This is a genomic window from Alkaliphilus peptidifermentans DSM 18978, from assembly GCF_900101495.1.
Lineage (GTDB): Bacteria > Bacillota > Clostridia > Peptostreptococcales > Natronincolaceae > Alkaliphilus_C > Alkaliphilus_C peptidifermentans.
Genome location: NZ_FMUS01000004.1, coordinates 1 through 18714, shown reverse-complemented (window position 1 = coordinate 18714; position 18714 = coordinate 1). Strand labels below are relative to the sequence as shown.

General features: G+C 32.9%; 21 protein-coding genes. 20 read left to right on the top strand and 1 reads right to left on the bottom strand.

Going from position 1 to position 18714, the window contains the following annotated elements:
- Positions 1 to 104: 104 nt before the first annotated feature.
- The 17 genes from BLP68_RS03985 (at position 105) to BLP68_RS03905 (ending at position 14401) form a co-directional block, all read left to right on the top strand.
- Positions 105 to 410 (top strand): (2Fe-2S)-binding protein, encoded by a 306-nt coding sequence (locus tag BLP68_RS03985; protein ID WP_091540308.1) that lies wholly within the window; start codon positions 105 to 107, stop codon positions 408 to 410.
- Entirely contained in the window at positions 407 to 1519 is a 1113-nt protein-coding gene (locus BLP68_RS03980) for an NAD(P)/FAD-dependent oxidoreductase (RefSeq protein ID WP_091540305.1), read from the top strand. Before BLP68_RS03985 ends, BLP68_RS03980 begins: the two co-directional genes overlap by 4 nt.
- 16 nt (positions 1520 to 1535) lie before the next feature.
- Positions 1536 to 2024 carry a 4Fe-4S binding protein gene (locus tag BLP68_RS03975; protein ID WP_091540302.1) on the top strand — a complete coding sequence of 163 codons (489 nt, stop codon included), beginning with the start codon at positions 1536 to 1538 and terminating at the stop codon, positions 2022 to 2024.
- Between the two features lie 2 nt (positions 2025 to 2026).
- A complete protein-coding gene (locus tag BLP68_RS03970) occupies positions 2027 to 2320 on the top strand; it encodes a (2Fe-2S)-binding protein (RefSeq protein WP_091540301.1) in 294 nt (97 codons plus the stop codon).
- A complete protein-coding gene (locus tag BLP68_RS03965; protein WP_091540298.1) occupies positions 2313 to 3461 on the top strand; it encodes an NAD(P)/FAD-dependent oxidoreductase in 1149 nt (382 codons plus the stop codon). The genes BLP68_RS03970 and BLP68_RS03965 overlap by 8 nt, the downstream gene beginning before the upstream one ends.
- 174 nt (positions 3462 to 3635) lie before the next feature.
- Complete coding sequence (locus tag BLP68_RS03960; protein ID WP_091540295.1) at positions 3636 to 4040, top strand: 4Fe-4S binding protein; 405 nt, start codon at positions 3636 to 3638, stop codon at positions 4038 to 4040.
- Positions 4041 to 4165: 125 nt separating this feature from the next.
- Positions 4166 to 6322 carry an aldehyde ferredoxin oxidoreductase family protein gene (locus tag BLP68_RS03955; RefSeq protein ID WP_091540293.1) on the top strand — a complete coding sequence of 719 codons (2157 nt, stop codon included), beginning with the start codon at positions 4166 to 4168 and terminating at the stop codon, positions 6320 to 6322.
- Positions 6323 to 6407: 85 nt separating this feature from the next.
- Positions 6408 to 6605 carry a sulfur carrier protein ThiS gene (thiS, locus tag BLP68_RS03950; protein ID WP_091540290.1) on the top strand — a complete coding sequence of 66 codons (198 nt, stop codon included), beginning with the start codon at positions 6408 to 6410 and terminating at the stop codon, positions 6603 to 6605.
- Between the two features lie 91 nt (positions 6606 to 6696).
- A complete protein-coding gene (gene thiS / locus BLP68_RS03945; RefSeq protein WP_091540287.1) occupies positions 6697 to 6894 on the top strand; it encodes a sulfur carrier protein ThiS in 198 nt (65 codons plus the stop codon).
- Positions 6895 to 6988: 94 nt separating this feature from the next.
- Positions 6989 to 7705: a GNAT family N-acetyltransferase gene (locus tag BLP68_RS03940; RefSeq protein ID WP_091540285.1), complete on the top strand. Its 717-nt coding sequence runs from the start codon at positions 6989 to 6991 to the stop codon at positions 7703 to 7705.
- A gap of 136 nt (positions 7706 to 7841) precedes the next feature.
- On the top strand, positions 7842 to 9521 hold the full coding sequence (locus BLP68_RS03935) for a glutamine--tRNA ligase/YqeY domain fusion protein (RefSeq protein ID WP_242876897.1): 1680 nt from the start codon (positions 7842 to 7844) through the stop codon (positions 9519 to 9521).
- Between the two features lie 193 nt (positions 9522 to 9714).
- The gene (locus tag BLP68_RS03930; protein WP_091540282.1) at positions 9715 to 10335 is read left to right on the top strand and encodes an HAD-IIIA family hydrolase; all 621 of its coding nucleotides are present in this window, start codon (positions 9715 to 9717) and stop codon (positions 10333 to 10335) included.
- A gap of 44 nt (positions 10336 to 10379) precedes the next feature.
- Positions 10380 to 10949, top strand: a complete 570-nt coding sequence (gene lepB, locus BLP68_RS03925) for a signal peptidase I (RefSeq protein WP_091540281.1) — start codon at positions 10380 to 10382, stop codon at positions 10947 to 10949.
- A 173-nt stretch (positions 10950 to 11122) separates the two neighbouring features.
- Positions 11123 to 11704, top strand: coding sequence for a hypothetical protein (locus BLP68_RS03920; protein ID WP_091540279.1), 582 nt, complete (start codon positions 11123 to 11125; stop codon positions 11702 to 11704).
- A 100-nt stretch (positions 11705 to 11804) separates the two neighbouring features.
- On the top strand, positions 11805 to 12746 hold the full coding sequence (locus BLP68_RS03915; protein WP_091540276.1) for an SH3 domain-containing protein: 942 nt from the start codon (positions 11805 to 11807) through the stop codon (positions 12744 to 12746).
- 81 nt (positions 12747 to 12827) lie between these two features.
- Positions 12828 to 13385, top strand: a complete 558-nt coding sequence (locus tag BLP68_RS03910; RefSeq protein ID WP_091540274.1) for a GrpB family protein — start codon at positions 12828 to 12830, stop codon at positions 13383 to 13385.
- A gap of 308 nt (positions 13386 to 13693) precedes the next feature.
- Positions 13694 to 14401, top strand: a complete 708-nt coding sequence (locus tag BLP68_RS03905; protein WP_330389072.1) for an MBL fold metallo-hydrolase — start codon at positions 13694 to 13696, stop codon at positions 14399 to 14401.
- 42 nt (positions 14402 to 14443) lie between these two features.
- Here the strand turns inward: BLP68_RS03905 and BLP68_RS03900 are convergent, their stop codons facing one another.
- Positions 14444 to 16111, bottom strand: coding sequence for a methyl-accepting chemotaxis protein (locus BLP68_RS03900; RefSeq protein ID WP_091540269.1), 1668 nt, complete (start codon positions 16109 to 16111; stop codon positions 14444 to 14446).
- A 455-nt stretch (positions 16112 to 16566) separates the two neighbouring features.
- On the opposite strand from BLP68_RS03900, the gene BLP68_RS03895 reads away from it, so the two are divergent.
- The 3 genes from BLP68_RS03895 to BLP68_RS03885 all read left to right on the top strand — a co-directional run bounded on the left by BLP68_RS03895 (position 16567) and on the right by BLP68_RS03885 (position 18256).
- Complete coding sequence (locus BLP68_RS03895; protein WP_091540267.1) at positions 16567 to 17313, top strand: DUF975 family protein; 747 nt, start codon at positions 16567 to 16569, stop codon at positions 17311 to 17313.
- A 117-nt stretch (positions 17314 to 17430) separates the two neighbouring features.
- The gene (locus tag BLP68_RS03890; RefSeq protein WP_091540265.1) at positions 17431 to 18003 is read left to right on the top strand and encodes a BRI3 family protein; all 573 of its coding nucleotides are present in this window, start codon (positions 17431 to 17433) and stop codon (positions 18001 to 18003) included.
- A gap of 31 nt (positions 18004 to 18034) precedes the next feature.
- Positions 18035 to 18256, top strand: coding sequence for a hypothetical protein (locus BLP68_RS03885; protein WP_091540262.1), 222 nt, complete (start codon positions 18035 to 18037; stop codon positions 18254 to 18256).
- Positions 18257 to 18714: the final 458 nt, after the last annotated feature.

The following is an 18714-nucleotide window of genomic DNA, read 5'->3' as shown; positions in this document are numbered from 1 at the left end:
AACTAATAGAAAATCTATTTTCTAGATGAAAAAAAATATATAGAAATCTGTGGGTTCTCCTCTTAGGAGGAGAACTCACAAACTAATCAACTGGAGGTGTGCCAATGAGAATTTTAGAGCATCCAATTTTAAACTTTGAAAGAGGTAAGCTAATTACCTTTACCTTCAACGACAAGTCCATAGAAGGATATGAAGGGGAAACGATTGCAGCAGCCCTACATGCAGCTGGTGTAAGATCATTAAGCCATAGCACAGAAAAACATCGCCCAAGGGGTCTATTTTGTGCCATTGGAAACTGTTCGTCTTGCTTAATGGAGGTTAATGGTGAGCCAAATGTAAGGATCTGTGTTGAGGAGCTTAAGGAAGGTATGGTTGTACGAACTCAAACAGGAAAGGGTGATTTGATATGATGCCCGTAGAAATCTTAATCATTGGTGGAGGTCCTGCAGGACTTTGTGCCGCAATTCAAGCAGCAGAAATGGGAAGTAAGGTACTAGTGGTAGATAGGAACAACTCTCTAGGTGGACAATTGGTAAAACAAACTCATATGTTCTTCGGATCAGAAAAACAATATGCCTCTACTAGGGGCTTTGATATTGCAGAGCTACTTCTTGATAAAATCGATAAAATGGATAATGTTGAAGTTATGAAGAGTACCACCGTATTAGGAATATTTGAAGATGGCGTAGTTACTTTAGAAAATAACGGTAAATATATTAAAATTAAACCAAAGGCAACTATTGTATCGACAGGTGCAAGTGAAAAGAATTTAGCTTTCCCTAATAATGATTTACCAGGAGTTTATGGAGCAGGAGCAGTTCAGACATTGATGAATGAGTATGGTGTTAAGCCAGGAAACAATGTTTTAATGATTGGTGCTGGTAATATAGGTTTAATCGTAAGTTATCAGTTAATGCAGGCAGGCGTGAAGGTTGAAGCCATAGTAGAGGCTGCACCTACAATAGGAGGATATCTTGTTCATGCTTCTAAAGTAAGAAGAATGGGTGTACCTATTTATACAGGTTACTCAATTAAAGAAGCTCATGGAAAAGACTCATTAGAAAAGGCAATAATATGGCAATTAGATGAGAAATGGAATGGAATACCAGGAACAGAAAAGGAGCTTGATGTAGACGTAATTTGTATCTCAGTTGGATTATCACCGCTCTCTGAACTCCTATGGCAAGCGGGATGTCAAATGAAATATATTCATGAATTTGGTGGGTTTGTTCCAGCACGAGATGAAAATCTTCAAACCTCTGTTAAAGGAATATTCGTTGCTGGAGATGTAGCCGGTGTTGAAGAAGCCAGTAGTGCAATGGTTGAAGGATACATAGCAGGAATGTCAGCTGCATCATATTTAGGCTATAAGCTATACAACATGCAGGAAGTTAAGGATGACTTAATGCAGCAGCTAAATTCATTAAGACATGGTCCCGTTGGAGAAAAGATACGTAATGGTATTACCAGTTTAATGATAGATAACGAAGCAGCAGCTTCAATTGATGCTTTTAAATAGAGAGGAGGCGCTAATAATGTTAGCAAGTACTGGTGTACCTACACAAAAAGATTTAGATAAGGTATTCCCAAGTGACGAAAGATTATCAAAGGGTCCTACCGTTATTGTTGAGTGCTTTCAAAATATACCATGTAATCCATGCTATACAGCATGTCGTACTGGTTCAATAAAAGAATTTGAAGATATTAATGACTTACCAAATGTTGATCATGATCTATGTAATGGATGTAGCTTATGTGTCAGCAATTGTCCAGGCTTGGCCATAAGTGTACTGGATATGACTTACTCTGATGAGGAGGCTTTGTTGAAAATACCCTATGAATTAATACCACTTCCCACACCTAATCAAATTGTTAAGGGATTAGATAGAGAAGGCAAGGAGATTTGTGAGGTTCGTGTGGTTAAAGTTATAAATAGTAAAGCTTTAGATAAAACTCCTATAATTTCTATTGCAGTTAAGAAGGATTTTGCAAAAATCATAAGAAACATTAGATTGGAGGAATAGATATGAAGGAGAATATAATTATTTGCCGTTGCTCCGATTTAACTCAGCAGGATATAAGAGATCTAATTAATCAAGGTTACACAACCTACGATGAAATTAAAAGAATTAGTAGAGTTGGAATGGGTCCTTGCCAAGGAAGAACCTGCCTTCCTCTTGTTTTAAGAGAAATCTCTATTGCAACTGGTAAGCCAATATCAGAAATATCTCCTGGCACCTTTAGACCTCCAGTAAAATCTATTAAATTAGGAGCCATCACAGAAGGGGCTCTGGAAGGTGGTGAAGCTTGTCATGAATAGAACAGCAGATGTTGTAATTATTGGTGGAGGTATATCTGGCTGTACAATTGCATATAACCTAGTAAAAAAAGGTGTAAAGAATGTTGTTGTAATCGAGAAGTCCTATCTCTCAAGTGGTGCCACAGGGCGATGTGGAGCTGGAATAAGACAACAATGGGGTACAGAAATGAACTGTCTTATGGCCAAATACTCCTGTGAAGAATTTGAGAAGGCCAAGGATGAACTACAATATGATGGAGATATTGAGTTCAAGCAAGGAGGATATTTAATTGTTTCCAGTACCGAGAAGGAGCATGAACAGTTCAAGAAGAATGTAGCTTTACAAAATAGCTTGGGAATTCCTTCAAAGCTATTAAATCTACAAGAAGCTAAAGAAATTGTTCCCTTTTTAAATACCGAAGGGTTGGTAAGTGCAACTTTTTGTCAAAAAGATGGTCATTTAAATCCCTTCCATACAACTCAAGCCTATGCAGAAGCAGCAAAGAGGTTAGGAGCAACTATTTTGACTTTTACTGAGGTTACTGATATCATTGTTGAAGGTGGTAAAATAAAGGGCGTTAAAACAACTGCAGGAGATATTTCAACAAATGTTGTGGTAAATGCTGCTGGTGGCTATGCTCAATTGATTGGTAAAATGGTTGGTTTAGATCTACCACTATTTTCCGAACGACATCAGATATTGGTTACAGAACCCATGGAGCCTATTTTAGACCCTATGGTAATGTCCTTCTCCCTTAATCTATATTGTCAACAGGTACCCCATGGAGGCTTTATAATGGGACGTGGAGATGAGGGTGAACCAAGGGACTTAAGAATAACATCTGGATGGCATTTTGTTGAAGAAATGTCCAATACTATAACAAAGCTTTTACCACCCCTTAAAGAAGTTAGATTTTTAAGGCAATGGGCAGGGTTATATAATATGTCTCCAGACAGACAGCCTATATATGGGCCAGTCGATGAGGTAGAAGGCTTTTATCTTGCTGTTGGCTACAGTGGACATGGCTTTATGCTTGGACCAGCTACAGGTATAGTTATTGCTGAATCAATTTTAGGTGAAGATACAACACTTCCAATTGATATGTTACACTTAAATAGGTTTAAAGAAGGAAAACTCATTTTTGAACCATCGGTTGTCTAATATTTATATCAATATAGAGTGAGCCAGATAAAGAAAATATTGTAAAAGAGATATACATTGGTGTATTGAAATATTAGCCATAACACTTTAAAGACTTGTTAAAAAAATAACGTCGAAGTTTGAAAATATGCTTATTACGTATATCTATTTTAAAAGTAAAGGTGGTTAAAGAATATGAAAATACTAGTAAAGAAAGATGATCTTTGTATTGGTTGTGGAGTTTGTGAAGAAGTATGCTCTACAGCATATTTCAAGGAAAATAATATCGAAAAATCATGTATTCAAGTTGAAAAGGGTGAAGCTAAAAAAATCAATGTCTGTAACCAATGTGGTGCCTGTATTGATATATGTCCTGTTATGGTAATCAATAGAAGTACTAATGGCGTTGTGAGAATAAGCAAAAAAGAGTGTGTTGGTTGCTTTATGTGTGTAGGATTCTGTCCAGAATCAGCCATGAGACAACATGACGACTACATTGAACCATTTAAATGTATAGCTTGTGGTTTATGTGCAAAGGAATGCCCAACAGGTGCCATAGCTGTTGAAGATATAGAAATAGAGACTAAGGAAAAGCTGTAAATACATGCAAGTGTAAAGATAATTTAAAATTGAAAGTTGAAAATTGAAATAAATTATAAAGTGAAAGATGAAAGAAATGAATAGTGTTCTTTTAGATTTCATTGAATTGTGAAGGGGGCTGTATTATGGACGTAAATAATTTAAAACAATCGCATAAGCTTTTAGTTGAATACAAATATGAGCCAGCAAAGCTTGAAAGAGGCTATACCAATAAGACTCTTTATATTAATGTTGGTGAAAATAGAATAGAGTCCAAGGATGTACCGGATTCTATGAAGGAAAAATTTATAGGTGGTAAAGGTTATGGACTTAAATACCTTTGGGATGCAACCTCACCTGAAACTAAGTGGAATGATCCTGAAAATGAAATTGTAATAGCAGGAGGACCATTATGCGGTATTACGCAATATCCGGGTGCAGGAAAATCCTTAGTAGTAACCATATCTCCCATGACCAATATTCCAATTGACAGTAACGTTGGAGGATATTTTGGACCTTACTTAAAATTTTCTGGTTGGGACGCTTTAGAAATACAAGGAAAATCCCAAAAGGATGTTATAATTTATATCGATGGAAACAATGGTGTTATTAAAGTAGAGGAAGCTCCACTGGAAGCAATCGATGGACATGTTATTTCAGAGCAACTAACTGAAATGTATGCAGATTCTGAAGAAGACAAAAAGAATATATCAGTAATTTCTGCAGGTACTGCAGCAGATCATGCCAATATTGGATTATTAAACTTTTCCTTCTATGATATGAGAAGAAAGGTTGCAAGATTAAAGCAGGCTGGTAGAGGTGGTATAGGTAGAGTATTTAGAGATAAGAAAATAAAGGCTATAGTTATTAAATTTAAAGGAACTAAAGGGGATTTAAACAAGCCTGCTAATCAAAGCTTAATTAATAAGGCTGGTATCAAGCTTCATAAGCAGATTCATGATTATGATGATGTTCAATGTAGAATGAGACAAATTGGTACTGCAAATATTATTGAGGTTATGGATGAATATGATCTTCTACCAACCCATAATTATCAATATGGTGGACATCCAGATACCCATAAGATTTCTTCTAATGTCTTCGTAGAAAAGTATATTACTCAAGGAATGCCAGATGGATGTTGGTATGGTTGCTCGTTATCATGTGCAAAGGCAGCAGATCATTTCGAGCTAAAAACCGGACCCTATAAGGGACATAAGGTTACCATAGATGGACCTGAATATGAAAATGCTGCAGGTCTTGGATCAAACTGTGGAATATTTGACCCAGAGATGATTTTAGAAGGAAATTTCTATTGTGACACCTATGGGGTTGATACCATATCCTTTGGAACCATTTGTGCCTTTGCAATGGAGTGTTATGAAAGAGGTATAATTGATAAGGAAGTAACCGGTGGACTTGATCTTAGATTTGGTAACGCTGAAGCCCAAATGGAATTACTACATCAAATGTCTAGAGGTGAAGGCTTTGGTGCTTTAATTGGACTTGGTGTACGACAACTAAAGGAAATTTTCGTTAAGGAGCATGGGGCTGATGCTGATTTCTTAAATGATATTGGTATGGAGCAAAAAGGTTTAGAGGTGTCAGAGTATCTTCCGAAAGAATCTTTAGCACAGCAGGGTGGCTATGGACTTACAAATAAAGGTCCTCAGCATGATGAAGCTTGGTTAATCTTTATGGACATGGTTAATAATCAAATACCAACATTTGAAGATAAAGCAGAGGCACTACATTATTTCCCAATGTTTAGAACCTGGTTTGGTTTAATGGGACTTTGTAAGCTTCCGTGGAATGATACAACACCACCAGATAATCATTTAACAGATGAGCCAGCTAAAATGCCTGAGCATGTACAGCACTATGTAAACATATATAATGGTGTAACAGGAATGAATATAGATAAAAACCAATTAATTCTCCAGTCGGAAAGAGTGTATAATTTCCAGAGAATATTTAATATTAGAAGAGGTAAGGGTTTAAGACAGCATGACGCTATGCCTTATAGATCAATGGGTCCGGTAACAATTGAAGAGTATGAATCTAGACAAGAAAGATATGATAACCAATTACGAGAATTACTGGACTATGACCCAGAAGGAAAAACTACAGAAGAAAAAATCAAGGTTATGCGTGAGTATAGAGTAAGTCAATATGAACAACTGACAGATGCAGTATATAAGAGAAGAGGATGGACTCCCAATGGAGTGCCAACAGCTGAGCATCTAAGAAAAATAGGTATGGATCTACCAGAATTAATTGATGTAATTGAGAAGCATATATAATAATATTTAATTAAGTTAATTTACAGGTAACAAGTTAAGTGCTTGTTACCTGTAAATTTAAATAATTTTTGTCGGAGGTTTTACCATGATAAAAGTGAATTCAAAGGATTTTGAATGGGAAGAAGGTCTTACTGTTCAAGTGCTTTTAGATAAAAAAAAATATACCTTCCCTAAGATATTTGTGACTATAAATGGAAAGCATATTGATAAGGAAGACTTTGATACTACTTTAATTAATGATGGCGATGATGTTAAAGTAGTTCATTTACTTGCAGGAGGTTGATTAAAATAGAGCGAAGGCTCTATTTTTTTATTGTAAAAAATGTGCCCTAATCACATAATACTATTAAGACAACATTTTAGGAGGCAAAACAATGATTAAGGTTAATGGAGAAGATATTCAATGGAGAGATGGTGACACTGTCGAACTTCTTTTAACTAAGCTGGAGTATAAACATCCAGAGTTGACTATAAGCATTAACGGTAGAGAAATAGATAGAGGAAGATGTAAGGATATCAAAATACATAATAATGATGCGGTACAGATTATTCACCCCTTATGTGGAGGTTAATTTTTTCTGCACATTGAAAAATGAATAACATATATTGCATATTAAACTATTGAAATATATACTAGAATTATGATTTTAGCTAAGGGGGATATATATGGAGGAAAGAAGCAGTATTTTAGAATATTTAAAGAAAGATTTAGTTAATAATGTTAATATAATTAACTTTATAGAAAGCTATGAATGTAATTATTTCGAAAGGATAGGTGATTCAGTCCTTGTAAAGGGTACTAGTGATAGAAAGTGGGTATATATAAGCTCTGGAAACGAAAAAGAATTAAAGCTTTTAATGGACAAGCTTAACGATACTGATAGAGAGTTTGCAATTATAGAAAACTGGATGATGCCAATTCTTACAGATGGAAAAAAGATTAAATGGAAGCTTTCATCAATTCGCTTATATCTTCCAGAAGACGTAAAACTGGAGAGCACTGCCACTAATTTGGATAATCTAAATGAAAGCGATGCAGAATTTATCTACAATAATTCAGATTATAAGGAATACTTATCTATAGAATATATAATTGAAAGAATTAAAAATGGAGTAGGATCATGTATTAGATATAATGGGAATCTAGCAGCATGGGGTATAACCCAGGACGATGGAGCCATAGGATTTTTGCATGTAATGCCAGAGTATAGAAAGAATGGGTTTGGAAAGGCTGTTACAATAGACATTATTCACAAATTAAGGCAGCAAGGGAAATTACCCTATGTACACATTGAGGAGAAGAATACCGCATCAATGAACTTAGCACAGAGTATGGGATTTAAAGCTGATAAAGAAATTTGCTGGTTTGAAATCGAGAATTAAAATTTTACTGAGATTCAATACTGCATGAAGTGGGTTAATATTATGGTAATACACTAAGCTTTTGACATGTAAAGCAATTTATGCTAATATCAAATGATAAATACTACAGTAAATCAATCTTGAGGAGGTAATTTAGATGTCATCAGAGATGAATAACGGGAATAATGTTTTCGTACCTTCAAACTTTATTCATCGAATTATTGATAGAGACATTGAAGAGGGTATATATGAAGGAAGAGTACATACGAGATTTCCGCCAGAGCCTAATGGCTACTTACATATAGGTAGCGCCTATGCCATTAATATTAATTATAGTATTGCTGAAAAATATAGAGGTAAATTTAATTTACGATTTGATGATACAAATCCGAGAAAAGAAGAGACAGAATATGTTGATGCAATTATCGACGATATGAAGTGGCTTGGTTGTGATTGGGAGGACCGTCTATTCTACGCATCAGACTATTTTGATGCTCTTTATGAGTATGCTGTTAAGCTAATTAAAAAGAATAAAGCCTTTGTATGTGATTTAACTGCTGAAGAAGTAAAACAATATAGAGGAACACTCACGGAGCCAGGAAAAGAAAGCCCCTATAGAAATAGAGATATAGATGAGAATCTAGATCTTTTTGAAAGAATGAAAAATGGAGAATTTCCTGAAGGGTCTAGAACCCTAAGGGCAAAAATTGATATGTCTTCATCTAATACTAATATGAGGGACCCTGTTCTTTATAGAATTCAATATACTAAGCATCATAGAACTGGAGACAAATGGTGTATCTACCCTATGTATGATTACGCCCATCCAATTTCTGATGCAATTGAAAATATAACCCATTCTCTTTGCTCAATTGAATTTTTAAACCACAGACCTCTATACGATTGGTGTCTAGAAGTAATAGATGAATTTAAAACACCACCAAAGCAGAGGGAATTCGGCAGAATGAGTTTAAGGGGTGTTGTAACCAGCAAGAGATATCTTAGAGAGATGGTGGAAGGTAGTTATGTGGATGGATGGGATGACCCTAGAATGCCAACTCTAAGAGGTTTAAGAAGAAGAGGTTATACACCAGAAGCCATTAGACACTTCCTTGGAGAAATTGGAGTTTCAAAGGATGGAAGTACTGTTGATGTAGCAATGCTTGAGCACAGCTTAAGGGATGATTTAAAGCTAAAGGCTCCTAGAAAAATGGCAGTACTTCAACCATTAAAGGTAATAATCACTAATTATCCTGAAGATCAGGTTGAATGGTTAGAGGCAGAAAACAATCCTGAGAATGAGGAGATGGGTACAAGAAAAATTCCTTTTTCTAGAGAGATATATATTGAAAGAGATGACTTTATGGAGGACCCACCTAAAAAATTCTTCCGACTTTTCCCAGGCAATGAGGTTCGATTAAGGCATGCATATTTTATAAAATGTGAGGAAGTAATTAAAGATGAAGAAACTGGTGAAGTATTAGAGCTAAGATGCACATATGATCCAGAAACTAAAAGTGGTTCAGGGTTTACAGGGCGAAAGGTAAAGGGAACTCTTCACTGGGTATCAGCACCGCATGCAGTTAAATCTGAGGTGCGATTATATGATAGCTTCTTATTGGATCAAGAAGGAAATAAGGATTGGAAGGAAATTATCAATCCTAACTCACTTATTATATTAGATAACTGCTATTTAGAGCCTTCTTTAGGCGAATCAGCTGTTGAAGATAAATTTCAATTTTTAAGGCATGGCTATTTCTGTGTTGACACGAAATACTCAACAAAGGATAAATTAGTGTTTAATAGAACTGTATCTTTGAAGGATTCATACAAATAGATTTTGTACTTTTATATTAACCAAAATAGTCACTCATTTGATGAATGGCTATTTTTTTTCCATAATATAATAGAAGGGTTTTATTAACTGATGAAGAATAAATAATAGAGAACAAAAGCATTTTATGCTTTAAAATGAGGCAGTAAAAACATGATCTCATCATGGATTTTTAATATGTTAAAAGGAGCATACCATGATTAAATATATAATTTTTGATTTTGACGGAACATTGGTTGATTCTATGGAGATTGGTATTACTGCCATTAATAAGTTGGCAGAAAAATATAAATTCAAAAAATTAAAGCACGAGGAAGTAGAGCATTTGAGAGGGTTATCAATTCCAGAAATCTCTAAATATGTTAATTTCCCAATTTATAAAATTCCTATAGTGGCGGTAGAATTCTATAGCCTTTATAAAAACCTTATGAAAGATTTAGTTTTGTTTGATGACATGAAGGAATCATTAGAAAAGCTGAAGAAGAAGGGCTATGAATTAGCAATTATATCGTCTAATTCTGAAAATAATATAAGAGAATTTCTTAGAAACCAAGGAGTAAGAGGTATTAGAGAAGTTATTTGCTCTAGCAACATCTTTGGTAAGGATAAGATGATAAAAAGATTTTTAAAGGAGTACAAGCTAAAAAAATCAGAGGTAATATATGTTGGAGACGAGCATCGAGATATTGTTGCTTGTAAAGCCACTGGTATTAAAATAATTTGGGTTAGCTGGGGTTTTGACACAATAGATATAGTCAAAGATATGAAACCAGACTATATTATTAACTCACCAAAGGAAATATTCGATATCGTTTAGATTTAATGAAATTTAACGAAATATAAATTAAGAGGTATAAAATAATGAAAATTATAAAAGAAATTATAAGTCTTATAAAACAAGTGTTAATAGCTTTTATTATTGCTATTACAATAAACATATTCATTCTCCAGCCGGTATTAGTTTATGGTTCTTCGATGGAGCCAACTCTACATGATAAAGATAAAATTGTAATTAGCAAATTAACCCGTACCTTCAATAGTGAATTGAATTATGGTGATATTATTGTAATTGATAGCAGATTAGATAGAGAGAGGACGTTAATAGACGATATTATTGATAGTTTTAAGAGTAATATTTTTACACGTAGGTTTTTTGATAATACTGATGAGCGTATATTCCATGTTAAAAGAGTTATCGGTAAACCAGGAGATGTATTAGAATTTTATAAAGATGTAGTATATAGAAATGGAATAGCGCTGGAGGAAGATTATATAAGTGAAGACCCCAGATATTTTGTAAAAGAGAAAATAACCATTCCTGAAGGATATATTTTTATTATGGGTGACAATAGAAATAACAGTAAAGATAGTAGGCAAATAGGGTGTGTACCCTATGATCATGTGATTGGAAAGCTCCTAATAAAATTTTAATTCTATAAATATTCAAAAGACATCTTCAGCAAATGAAGATGTCTTTTGAATATTACTTTTTATAGACATTTTATAATTTTAGAAGGAGAAACTTGAAGATTAAAGAATTATTAATATATTCAATACTGAATGATATTAGTATTCAGGTAGTATAGAAAAAGGAGATACGAACAATGTCAGAAATGAAAAAAGAAAAAGGTGAACTAATTGCACTCCTAAAAAAATTTCAAAAAGGGTATCAAGATAGAAATCCAGATGTGGTTGAAGGCTTTGTTAAGGAGTTATTTACAGAAAATGAAGATGTTTTAATTATTGGTACTTCAGCTATTTGTTTTAATGATGAAGAATGGTGTACTAGTTTTGAAAAAGCTACAAGAATAATAAAAAACCATTGGATTTATTGGGGAGATTTAAGAATTAATATTGATGAAGCTCAGTTTTTAATTGAGGGGAAAATAGCCTATGTTTCTACTACAGGAGTATTATATGAGAACATAAAAACAGAAAGCTATTATAGCTATAGATTAAAACTAATAGAAGAAAAATTAAAAACCCCTAACACCTCTTCTAGATTGAAATTAATAGATATAATAAGAGGAGCTTCAGATACATTGTATGAGACTCATAAGGGTGAAGAATATAATTGGCCAATTCGTTTATCAATGCTTTTGATTAAAAAGAGAGGTAGATGGAAATTCAAAACAATCCATTTTTCATATCCAGTTAATTCTTATCCGCCTGTCCGATTAGACTAAATTTGTTGATATATTTATATTTTTACAAATGTTTTAAAATAATGATAAAATATAACTAGACTATTTAAAACCCAATTCACAATTACACGGAGGTGTCTTTATGAAAAAACTATTAATTATATTATCAGTTCTAATTATAGTAACATCTGGCTGTTCAAGCTTAAAACTTAATGCGAATGAAAATAACAGCACTTTCTTAGATTTAAGCGATCCTTTACTTTATGCTAAAAACATAGAGCAGAATAATGACCTCTCTTCATGGAGAAGGAGGAAAGTTCAATATCCAGGATCTGTCGAAGCTATAAGTAAAGACTATCTGGCATCAACAATATGGAATGCTGGTAAAGTAGATTATTTAGATAACCTAGGCTTAGTTTTAGTTTTCTATTTAGATGATGAGTTTAGAATTGGATCACTGCAAGGTGGAATTGAGCTAGGTGGTAAATATGAACTGCTTGATAATAATAAAGTGAAATTATTTGATTTACAATACTCTGAAGGATATGAAGATTCATTAACAGAGAATATAATGCAAACAGTCTTTACAGGGGATGAATGGATATTAAGTTTTGAAGTAAACAAAGAAAATCTATGGTATTCCGATCATCTATATGGTGAAAATAGACTTCATTTCTGGGGCGCACAAGGCAGTGAGCCACCATTTGGAGAGGTCTATAAGATTAATGGACATTCAATAGTAAAGGAAGAATGGGAGGCTGTTACAAATGCCCGGTTGAAGTTTAGAACTCAACCAGATAAAACTTCACAAACAAATAGAATTGGTTTTGTATATCAATATGATATTGAAAAGAATCTTATATTAGATTATTTATTAATAGGTGCAAAATTCACTGTTTTAGGAAGAACTGAAGAGAAGCTAAATGTAGATAATATTGAAAATTATTGGTACTTTATAAGATACAATGATTCTGAATTTCCAACCTATGGATGGGTATTTGGTGAATATATAGAGACCTTTGATGAAGAACGGGCTACCCAATATTATGAAATCTATATGCAGGAGGTTGCATCTTTTAATTAAATAATACCTAATTAATGACATAAACAATGGCATTTGATAAGAATTCTGTCTAATTACTATTTTAAACTGGAGGATGAATTTATGGTGGAAAATCAGCAGGTAAGAATAATAGAAGTTGTACCGTATAACCCAGAGTGGAAAGAGGCCTTTGAAAGGGAATCTAGTAAACTTAAGATCATATTAAGTGAAGAGATAATTGACATTCACCATGTTGGAAGTACTTCAATACCAGGAATCAGCGCTAAGCCCGTGATTGATATTTTAATAGAGGTTAAGGATATTAGTAAAATAAATAGCTATAATAAATTGATGGAAAATGAAGGTTACATTGCTAAAGGTGAGTATGGGTTAGAAGGGAGAAGATTTTTCCTTAAGGGAATATATAATAGAACCCATCATATTCATATTTATCAAGTGGGTAATCCTGAAGTAACTAGGCATCTAAATTTTAGAGACTATATGATAGCACACCCCAAAGATGCAGCTGCCTATGGAGATTTAAAAAACCAATTGGTAGAGAAATTCAAACATGACATCGACGGCTATTGTGATGGAAAAGATGCTTTCATTAAAGATATTGAAATAAAGTCAAAGGAATGGGCAAAAAAAATTCACTTTATTAAGTCTAATGACCAATAAATATTAATTATAGTAAATGCTTTGAGGAGATTTCATGATTAATTGTAAAACTATAAACTTAATGAGAATTAAACATAAATATTTAGTATTAGCGTTAATACTTATACTTCTTTTATTATTTGCTTAATAATTATTACAGCAGTAATTCTATTCTGGAATGAAATAATAACATTTTAAAGGGACTGTATCAAAAGAGCTGTCCCTTTTAATTTCGAGATAACATGCCTGTTTCACAATAACGTCGAAATGTTTTAATAGTGATAATGCATCAGGTAAGGTAACTATAGTTTTCCTTTCAGAGGAGGTTAATCATAGAATGGAAATTTGAAAAAATAATAGATAATATTTATGTTATTGCAGTATGGGATAACACCTGGAACTCATTTAATAATTGCTATATGATTCTACAAGACGAAGGGATTATATTAGTAGACTGTGGAAAAGAAGAGCATGTGGATTTTATTATTAAGGCATTATATAAAATTGGTAAATCTGAGGAAGATATAATACTTATTATTGCAACCCATGGACATCTTGATCATGTTGGAGGATGTAGGTTATTTAAAAATGCAAAAAAAATAATTCATAAAGATGACCTTGATTTACTTGATTCAGAACTACAAAAGGGATTTATACCATTATTATCAGACTCGGGTAAAATAGAAGGATTATATTACATAACAATGAAGCATCATACAGAAGGCTCTATAGTCTTATACTCACCAAAATACAAAGTATTATTTTTAGGAGACTTTCACTGTTTTTTCGGTGAAGTTGTTGATAGTAAAGGGATGGTAGGAGAATGGATTGAAACTCGCCATAAAGCTTACCAATTTGTTAAGAATATAGTTACAGAGGAGAATTCATATAAAAAGTATAAGCTGGATGAGTATTTCATTGGGTTGAAAAGCATCTATAGTTTAGATATAGACTATTTATGTACTGGCCATGGAATGGTTTTAACGAATGATATTAAAGGCTTTATAAGTAGCCTAATAGAGTGTAAGTTAGATTAAAGAATGATGAAAATAGGCTATTGAAGATCAATAGCCTTTGATTTATTGTTCAATTCTACTACTGGCGCACATAACGCCTATAAATTCTCTGTCATCATTAAATATAGGTGTACATAAGGAAATTACCATATTATATGTTTGAGAGCTAATATTTAACTTAGATATATAGTCGTTACCATTTCTGGTTTTTTCAAAATAGTCCCGCTCTTTATAGGATACCCCCAAAGAAGACTGATATCTTTCAGCATCCTCTTTACTACTCCAAATATCATTAATTATTTGAATTCCATCTCTATTTAAAACATATATTAAGCTGAACTTTCCTTTATTGGTTTCTATATATTTTGATAAGTAGTCTTCTATTTTTACTTGATTCATTGACAAAACCTCTTTATTCTTAGCTAATTTCTTCAGCTCATCCATACTACTATGTATTTCTACCTTTATCTCATCAGATACATTTTGTCCTTCTCGTACTAATTCAGCTAATATATTGTTCAGTGTTGAGGATTCATTCTTTAAAGTTTCTGTACTATTTATTAAAAAACCAGCCTTTGCTTTAATCTCTTTTATACAATTTTGATTATTTTCGGCTATGTCAGAAGAGTTTGATAAAATATTTGTTAAGCTTTCAGTAGAAACAGCCACTTCCTTAGCTGCAGCGCTTTGTAGCTGAACTATAGTAGTTATATTTGATATCAGTTTATCTATTTTATTAAAAACAGTGGAGATACCATCAATATCCTGTGATGTCTTTTCAATATCCGCTTGTATTAGTGACATATTTTCTTTAGAACCATATGCAAAGGTTGAAGCAGTATTTATATTTTCAATTATAACCTGCAATACATCTCTAATCTCTTCACTCGCCTCGGAGGATTGTATTGCTAGCTTTCTTATTTCATCGGCTACAACTGCAAAGCCCTTTCCAGCTTCACCAGCTCGAGCAGCTTCTATGGCTGCATTTAGTGCCAATAAATTAGTTTGGGTAGCTATATTCACTACTCTATCAACTATTTGATGGATACTACTGGCTTGTTCAGTTAATTGATTAAACTTCTTGATCTTTTCATCTTCTTGCTGATTAATAGAAACTACTTGTGTAACAAATGAGTCCATATTTTTTCTACTGGCATCTACCTGTTTCTTCAGTTCATTATGTATATCTTTAAACTGGTGTAATTCATAGCTTGTATTTTCAGATTCAGAAGATAATTCCTCCATCTTCGATAAAACTGATTGAGCAATACTGAACTGTTGGGTAATATCATGCAAACTTTTATTAACAGAGGAGTAGATATTTTCAATATTAATATTAATATCCTCCATTTGACGATATAATTCATCAGCCATATTATTGGTAGTTTCAGTACTTCGACTAGTTCTTGCAATAAGCTTTCTAACCTGATAAAGAACAGAATTTATTTTATCCTCTATACCCCAAAAACTATTTTTATTATCTGTAGAAATTGTTTTAAAGAAATTACCTCCTGCTAAGATGTCCAGTTGTTTGTTAATATGATGGGCAGTGGTTCGGTTGGTTAAGGTATTAATATATATAGCAGTATATGACAGTACAAATAATATTACTGGTAAAATCAATCTATTTACAGCACCTTCAATATTAAAGAGAGAAATAACCATTACAGATAGTAGAATACATAATATAAGTATTGCTAATGCTGATAAAGCGCTTTTTTTTCTTGTCATTTATATACCTCCGAAGTATTTATTTGTATGTAACTGTTTAGACATATACTAAAGAAGTATACTGGCTATTTTCAAAATATTAAAATAACATTCACATACATATGAATTATATGATTAATATGTATTTTATGTCAATATTTACATAAAACTATAACTATTTGTCGATAAATATAGGTCTATTGGACTATTTCAAAGTTCACATTGTGGATTTTCGTATGCAGTATTTCATATAATGAACAAGGGAACCTATATCCTTTATAATAAAATAGGAACAAAATATAAATATATATTGTCTATTAATATAGACAGATATCTTTATATCAATTTTATGGGACATTTTAAAAATTATATAATAGAATAATATTTGAATAGTATTATAGGATGGATATCATTTGTTAAGTGATTATCTACTATAATTAATATAACAGAGAGAAAAAATATAAGGAGGCATATATATGTGGACAAGAGCTGAATTGAAAACTAGGGCTAAAGGGGTTTTAAGAGCTTCTTACTGGAAAGCTTTACTGGTAAGCATCATAATTGCAATCGTAGGTGGGAGAGGAGGAGGTGTCAATTTTTCTAATTCCAGGTTAAATCTCAACAGTAGTAATACTCCTCCATTTAATAATATTAATAATAACATTTCACCAGCATATTTAATATCAATTTTAGTTATTGTAGCAATAATTATTCTTTTTGCTATGGCCTTTAGAGTTTTTTTAGGATATCCTCTTGAAGTTGGAGGACGCCGTTATTTTGTTAGAGCTGCAGAGAAAGATGTTAATATGAATTATTTAGGCTATTCATTCGGAAAGTCTAGATATTTAGATATAGTTAAGACAATGTTGTTAAAAGGGGTTTTCCTATTTCTATGGACCCTTTTACTAATAATTCCTGGTATTATAAAGTCATATGCTTATAGAATGGTACCCTATATTTTAGCAGATAATCCAGGCATTGGTGCCAAAAGAGCTATAGAGCTTAGCAATAAGATGACTGATGGAGAAAAATTTGACATGTTTGTACTGGATCTATCCTTCATCGGTTGGTATATTTTGGGTGCCTTACTTTTGATTATAGGAATGATTTTTGTTATGCCCTATGAAAATTCAACCTTCGCTGAATTATATCTTGTACTACGACAAAAAGCCATTGATAATGGATTTTGTACGGCAGAAGAATTGATGATTAATCCTGAATAATAGCGGTAACTATTTTAGTTAAAATTTATAGATAAGCAAATGAATCGGTATCTAATAGTATTTTTACTAATTATTTAATTTTTGTCTTTAAATTACCTATTAAAGGGGATGATGCAAATGAAAGTTTGTCCTGATTGCAAGAGTGATGTAATAGAAGAAACCTCATCGACAGCTATACGAGTAATCTTTTGTATTGTTATACTATTTTTGCCATTTGGCATATTCTTTTGTTGGATTCCATTTATTTTCCCTCGTAAATATAGGTGTAAATCCTGTGGCAATGAAGGTGAAAATAGTCAATTAGTCGATATCGATTGGCGTGACAAAGAATTGATTGTTAAAGATGAGGCTACCTTAGATGAAAAAATCAAACCCTATTTAAATAATTGGTTTGATAGTAATGATAAACAATTATTTAAGATAGTTACTTATAAGGGTAATATGCTATTAGTAGTACTTATGGAGGATAATGTTAAGATTTATAGCATTATTGAGTTTTCTATTAATAGTTCCACCTATAAAATCTATCTAAAAGATAATATAAACAAGGGTCTAACCAGTTCAATGCTGGAAATTTTTAGTGAGGAAGAAGTTTTACAATATGAAAACAAGCAAACTATTGAAGAGTTTAGAGAATGGCTAATAGAAAAAGAAAAATTGGTAGACTTCTTAAATGTAGAAGTGATGTAAAATTTAGATCAACCAGTAGGAGGATATATAGTTGAAACAAGCAAAAAATAATAGACTATCTAAAGAAATTTTTTCCTATTCAGTAGCTAAAGCCAACAAAGTATTTATTTATTGGCATGGAAAACAAATTATGATATTAAAAGGTGCAGATAGTGAGAAATTTTTGCAAAGAATATCTAATGCAAATGAATTGGAAGCTCAGTTGATTATGGCTAAAGTAACAGGGAATTTTAAGCGTGGAAATGAGAGATAAATTAAAACAAAGCAGAGTGTGGTTTGCGTAATATCGTTATGTAAACTATAATTGATAAAACTATATTATTGTTAAGACATCTGGCAATTCTTAAGCAAATATTTATCCATAAATACTAAGAATAATGAAAAACTAACTTGAGCAGACTGATATCATCAGTCTGTTTTTTTTGTGGTGCGCCCAGCATGGGCGCAATCTAATGGGTGAAAGTCCCTAGCGCGGGTTGATAGTGCCAAGCGCATAGCTTAAGGCAAGGGTGTCCACCGTGAGGTGGAATCTGAAGGAAGCCGACGGCAAACTTCTGGTCTGACGAATAGAAACTACATATAAGGCACACATATGCTGGGTAAGGTTGCCACACAAACCAAAGCCCTAAACTATCCGGAAGCATAAGGTGTAGATGTAGCAGATAGATGGAAGGAAAGATTGCGTTCTTACCTGGGGAGGTCTCATGGACG